Origin of the sequence: Gulosibacter sediminis, assembly GCF_014904065.1 — a bacterium.
GTDB classification, from domain to species: domain Bacteria; phylum Actinomycetota; class Actinomycetes; order Actinomycetales; family Microbacteriaceae; genus Gulosibacter; species Gulosibacter sediminis.
In genome coordinates, this window is record NZ_JACXJG010000014.1 from 96331 (window position 1) to 101757 (window position 5427).

Annotated in this window: 3 rRNA genes; all 3 read right to left on the bottom strand. The window is 53.6% G+C overall.

Annotated elements, in window-relative coordinates:
• Nucleotides 1-105, bottom strand: a 5S ribosomal RNA gene (gene rrf / locus ID132_RS15555).
• A gap of 97 nt (nucleotides 106-202) precedes the next feature.
• Nucleotides 203-3272: ribosomal RNA gene (locus tag ID132_RS15560) — 23S ribosomal RNA — on the bottom strand.
• A 457-nt stretch (nucleotides 3273-3729) separates the two neighbouring features.
• Nucleotides 3730-5252: ribosomal RNA gene (locus ID132_RS15565) — 16S ribosomal RNA — on the bottom strand.
• The 16S, 23S and 5S rRNA genes sit together here, the layout of an rRNA operon.
• Between the last annotated feature and the right edge of the window lie 175 nt (nucleotides 5253-5427).

Consider the following 5427-nt stretch of genomic DNA (forward strand, 5'->3'; position numbering starts at 1 on the left):
CCTACTCTCCCACAAGGTCCCCCTTGCAGTACCATCGGCGCAAAGACGCTTAGCTTCCGGGTTCGGAATGTAACCGGGCGTTTCCATCTCGCTAAAACCACCGAAACACTTTCTAACACACTCATCGTATGTCAAGAACCACACAGGGACGCGAACAACTCACACAACAGCAACATACACATACACATACTCAGTGAGAAAATTATTGAAGTCTTCGGCGTATTAGTACCGGTCAGCTCCACACCTTACAGCGCTTCCACATCCGGCCTATCAACCCAGTCATCTACTGGACACCTCACCCCAACAAAGGGTAGGAAGTCTCATCTTGGAGCCGGCTTCCCGCTTAGATGCTTTCAGCGGTTATCCGTTCCGAACGTAGCCAATCAGCCATGCCCTTGGCAGAACAACTGACACACCAGAGGTTCGTCCTTCTCGGTCCTCTCGTACTAAAGAAAGATCTCCTCAAACTTCCAACGCGCGCAGCGGATAGAGACCGAACTGTCTCACGACGTTCTGAACCCAGCTCGCGTACCGCTTTAATGGGCGAACAGCCCAACCCTTGGGACCTACTCCAGCCCCAGGATGCGACGAGCCGACATCGAGGTGCCAAACCATGCCGTCGATATGGACTCTTGGGCAAGATCAGCCTGTTATCCCCGAGGTACCTTTTATCCGTTGAGCGACAGCGCTTCCACAAGCCACTGCCGGATCACTAGTCCCGACTTTCGTCCCTGCTCCACCTGTCAGTGTCACAGTCAAGCTCCCTTGTGCACTTACACTCGAAATCTGATTACCAACCAGACTGAGGGAACCTTTGGGCGCCTCCGTTACTCTTTGGGAGGCAACCGCCCCAGTTAAACTACCCACCAGGCACTGTCCCTGAACCGGATCACGGTTCGAAGTTAGATAATCAGAGTGACCAGAGTGGTATTTCAACAACGACTCCACCAACACTAGCGTGCCAGCTTCACAGTCTCCCACCTATCCTACACAAGCCACACCAATCACCAATACCAAGCTATAGTAAAGGTCACGGGGTCTTTTCGTCCTGCTGCGCGTAACGAGCATCTTTACTCGTACTGCAATTTCGCCGAGTTCGCGGTGGAGACAGCTGGGAAGTCGTTACGCCATTCGTGCAGGTCGGAACTTACCCGACAAGGAATTTCGCTACCTTAGGATGGTTATAGTTACCACCGCCGTTTACTGGGGCTTAAATTCTGTGCTTCGCCAAAGCTAACACTTCCTCTTAACCTTCCAGCACCGGGCAGGCGTCAGTCCGTATACATCGTCTTGCAACTTCGCACGGACCTGTGTTTTTGATAAACAGTCGCTTCCCACTAGTCTCTGCGGCCACCACACCCTTTCGGAGTAAATCCTAATAAGTGGATGGCCCCCCTTCTCCCGAAGTTACGGGGGCATTTTGCCGAGTTCCTTCACCACGATTCTCTCGAACTCCTTAGTATTCTCTACCTAACCACCTGTGTCGGTTTGGGGTACGGGCAACTCAGACCTCGCGTCGATGCTTTTCTTGGCAGCAGAGGATCACCAACTTCGCCATTACGGCTTCCGCGTCAGTTCTCAGGCATCCACGTGGCGGATTTACCAACCACGAACCCTACAACCTTGCCCGGATACAACCATTCACCCGGATTGGCTACCTTTCTGCGTCACACCTGTTAATACGCTACCCGCCCCAGCATAGGTTCGAACGCTCCATCCCCACACCACACCAAAGGCGCAGCAGGGAACTTCAGGCTCTTAGCATCACTGGATTGGATTGGACGGTCTTTCGCCGGTACGGGAATATCAACCCGTTGTCCATCGACTACGCCTGTCGGCCTCGCCTTAGGTCCCGACTTACCCAGGGAAGATTAGCTTGACCCTGGAACCCTTGGTTATTCGGAGGACGGGTTTCTCACCCGTCTTTCGCTACTCATGCCTGCATTCTCACTCGTGTACCGTCCACGACCACGTTCCCGTGCCGCTTCACCCAGTACACGACGCTCTCCTACCCAGCCCAACAAATGGACTGCCACAATTTCGGTGGTGTGCTTGAGCCCCGTTACATTGTCGGCGCGGAATCACTTGACCAGTGAGCTATTACGCACTCTTTCAAGGGTGGCTGCTTCTAAGCCAACCTCCTGGTTGTCACTGCAACTCCACATCCTTTTCCACTTAGCACACGCTTAGGGACCTTAATTGGTGGTCTGGGTTGTTTCCCTCTCGACAATGAAGCTTATCCCCCACTGTCTCACTGCTGCGCTCTCACTTACTGGCATTCGGAGTTTGGCTGACGTCAGTAACCCGGTAAGGCCCATTAGCCATCCAGTAGCTCTACCTCCAGCAAGAAACACGCAACGCTGCACCTAAATGCATTTCGGAGAGAACCAGCTATCACGAAGTTTGATTGGCCTTTCACCCCTAACCACAGCTCATCCCCCCAGTTTTCAACCTAGGTGGGTTCGGTCCTCCACGACGTCTTACCGACGCTTCAACCTGGCCATGGCTAGATCACTTCGCTTCGGGTCTAGAACATGCGACTCAACGCCCTCTTCAGACTCGCTTTCGCTACGGCTACCCCACACGGGTTAACCTCGCCACACATCACTAACTCGCAGGCTCATTCTTCAAAAGGCACGCCGTCACCCCGAAAGGCTCCGACGGATTGTAAGCAAACGGTTTCAGGAACTATTTCACTCCCCTCCCGGGGTGCTTTTCACCTTTCCCTCACGGTACTTGTCCGCTATCGGTCATCTGGAAGTATTTAGGCTTATCGGGTGGTCCCGACAGATTCACACAAAGTTTCACGGGCTCCGTGCTACTTGGGATACTCATCAGCACCAACACACTGTTTCGGATACGGGACTCCCACCCCCTACGGTCAGGCATTCAAACCTGTTCTCCTACACTGCATCAGACACTCGTCGCGTGGTAGCACGACACAACAAGTCCCACAACCCCGACCATGCAACCCCTACCAGGTATCACACACAACCGGTTTAGCCTCATCCGCGTTCGCTCGCCACTACTAACGGAATCACAATTGTTTTCTCTTCCTGCGGGTACTGAGATGTTTCACTTCCCCGCGTTCCCCCTCAACACCCTATACATTCAGGTGCGAGTAACCACAATAAATGTGGCCAGGTTTCCCCATTCGGAAATCCTCGGATCAACGCCCGTTTATCGGCTCCCCGAGGCTTATCGCAGATTACTACGTCCTTCATCGGCTCCAGATGCCAAGGCATCCACCGTTCGCTCTTAGCAACTTCAAAATCACCAAGTACGATACATAAGAATAAGAATCAAAAAAATTTGAACTCTAGAAATCTAGAAACTATTACACCACCACGCACCATCAAGCCACCAACAGCGACTCAACACTACGCGACAGCTAATAAGATGCTCGCGTCCACTATGTAGTTCTCAACATACAATCAGCACCACCCCACACCACCGAACATTCCATTCCGTGGCCTGCAATGGTCTGCAGGAAACCGCCACCCAACCCGAAGGCCTGGCAGTTGACCGGTCCCCAAGGACCCAACAGCGTGCACACCGCGCAACAGCTCCACAACACCCCTTCCACCGGCTCGCGAACGAACCAGGTACTAACGCATCACGTCACTCCCACACTTGCCATATGTTCCACCCTTGAGCACCCACTCACCACATTCGGATGAGACTGGGCACCACGACCACACTGATTGTGACCGTGTCAATGCTCCTTAGAAAGGAGGTGATCCAGCCGCACCTTCCGGTACGGCTACCTTGTTACGACTTAGTCCTAATCACCGATCCCACCTTCGACAGCTCCCTCCACAAGGGTTAGGCCACCGGCTTCGGGTGTTACCGACTTTCATGACTTGACGGGCGGTGTGTACAAGGCCCGGGAACGTATTCACCGCAGCGTTGCTGATCTGCGATTACTAGCGACTCCGACTTCATGGGGTCGAGTTGCAGACCCCAATCCGAACTGAGACCGGCTTTTTGGGATTCGCTCCACCTCGCGGTATCGCAGCCCATTGTACCGGCCATTGTAGCATGCGTGAAGCCCAAGACATAAGGGGCATGATGATTTGACGTCATCCCCACCTTCCTCCGTGTTGACCACGGCAGTATCCCATGAGTTCCCACCATAACGTGCTGGCAACATAGGACGAGGGTTGCGCTCGTTGCCGGACTTAACCGAACATCTCACGACACGAGCTGACGACAACCATGCACCACCTGTATACCGACTGCAAGCAGGGCAACCATCTCTGGAAGTTTCCGGTATATGTCAAGCCTTGGTAAGGTTCTTCGCGTTGCATCGAATTAATCCGCATGCTCCGCCGCTTGTGCGGGCCCCCGTCAATTCCTTTGAGTTTTAGCCTTGCGGCCGTACTCCCCAGGCGGGGCGCTTAATGCGTTAGCTACGACACAGAAACCGTGGAATGGTCCCCACATCTAGCGCCCAACGTTTACGGCATGGACTACCAGGGTATCTAATCCTGTTCGCTCCCCATGCTTTCGCTCCTCAGCGTCAGTAACGGCCCAGAGATCTGCCTTCGCCATCGGTGTTCCTCCTGATATCTGCGCATTCCACCGCTACACCAGGAATTCCAATCTCCCCTACCGCACTCAAGTCTGCCCGTACCCACTGCAGGCCCGAGGTTGAGCCTCGGGATTTCACAGCAGACGCGACAAACCGCCTACGAGCTCTTTACGCCCAATAATTCCGGACAACGCTTGCACCCTACGTATTACCGCGGCTGCTGGCACGTAGTTAGCCGGTGCTTTTTCTGCAGGTACCGTCACTTTCGCTTCTTCCCTACTAAAAGAGGTTTACAACCCGAAGGCCGTCATCCCTCACGCGGCGTTGCTGCATCAGGCTTGCGCCCATTGTGCAATATTCCCCACTGCTGCCTCCCGTAGGAGTCTGGGCCGTGTCTCAGTCCCAGTGTGGCCGGTCACCCTCTCAGGCCGGCTACCCGTCGTCGCCTTGGTGGGCCTTTACCCCGCCAACAAGCTGATAGGCCGTGAGCCGATCCGAAACCGAAAAATCTTTCCAACCAGAGGAGATGCCTCCCTGGCACATATCCAGTATTAGCCACCGTTTCCGGTGGTTATTCCAGAGTTTCGGGCACGTTGCTCACGTGTTACTCACCCGTTCGCCACTAATCCACCCAGCAAGCTGGGCTTCATCGTTCGACTTGCATGTGTTAAGCACGCCGCCAGCGTTCGTCCTGAGCCAGGATCAAACTCTCCGTAAAAAATGAGTTCAATCCAGAATCAAAACACCAAAATTAATCTGGCGATCATCATCCAAAATGTTAAAAAAAGGAACCAAATAAACCAGCCAGCCGAAGCTAGCCAATCACGAGGTAACCATATAAAAAATGGCATATGACAATTTATTTAGTGCACACTGTTGAGTTCTCAAAGACC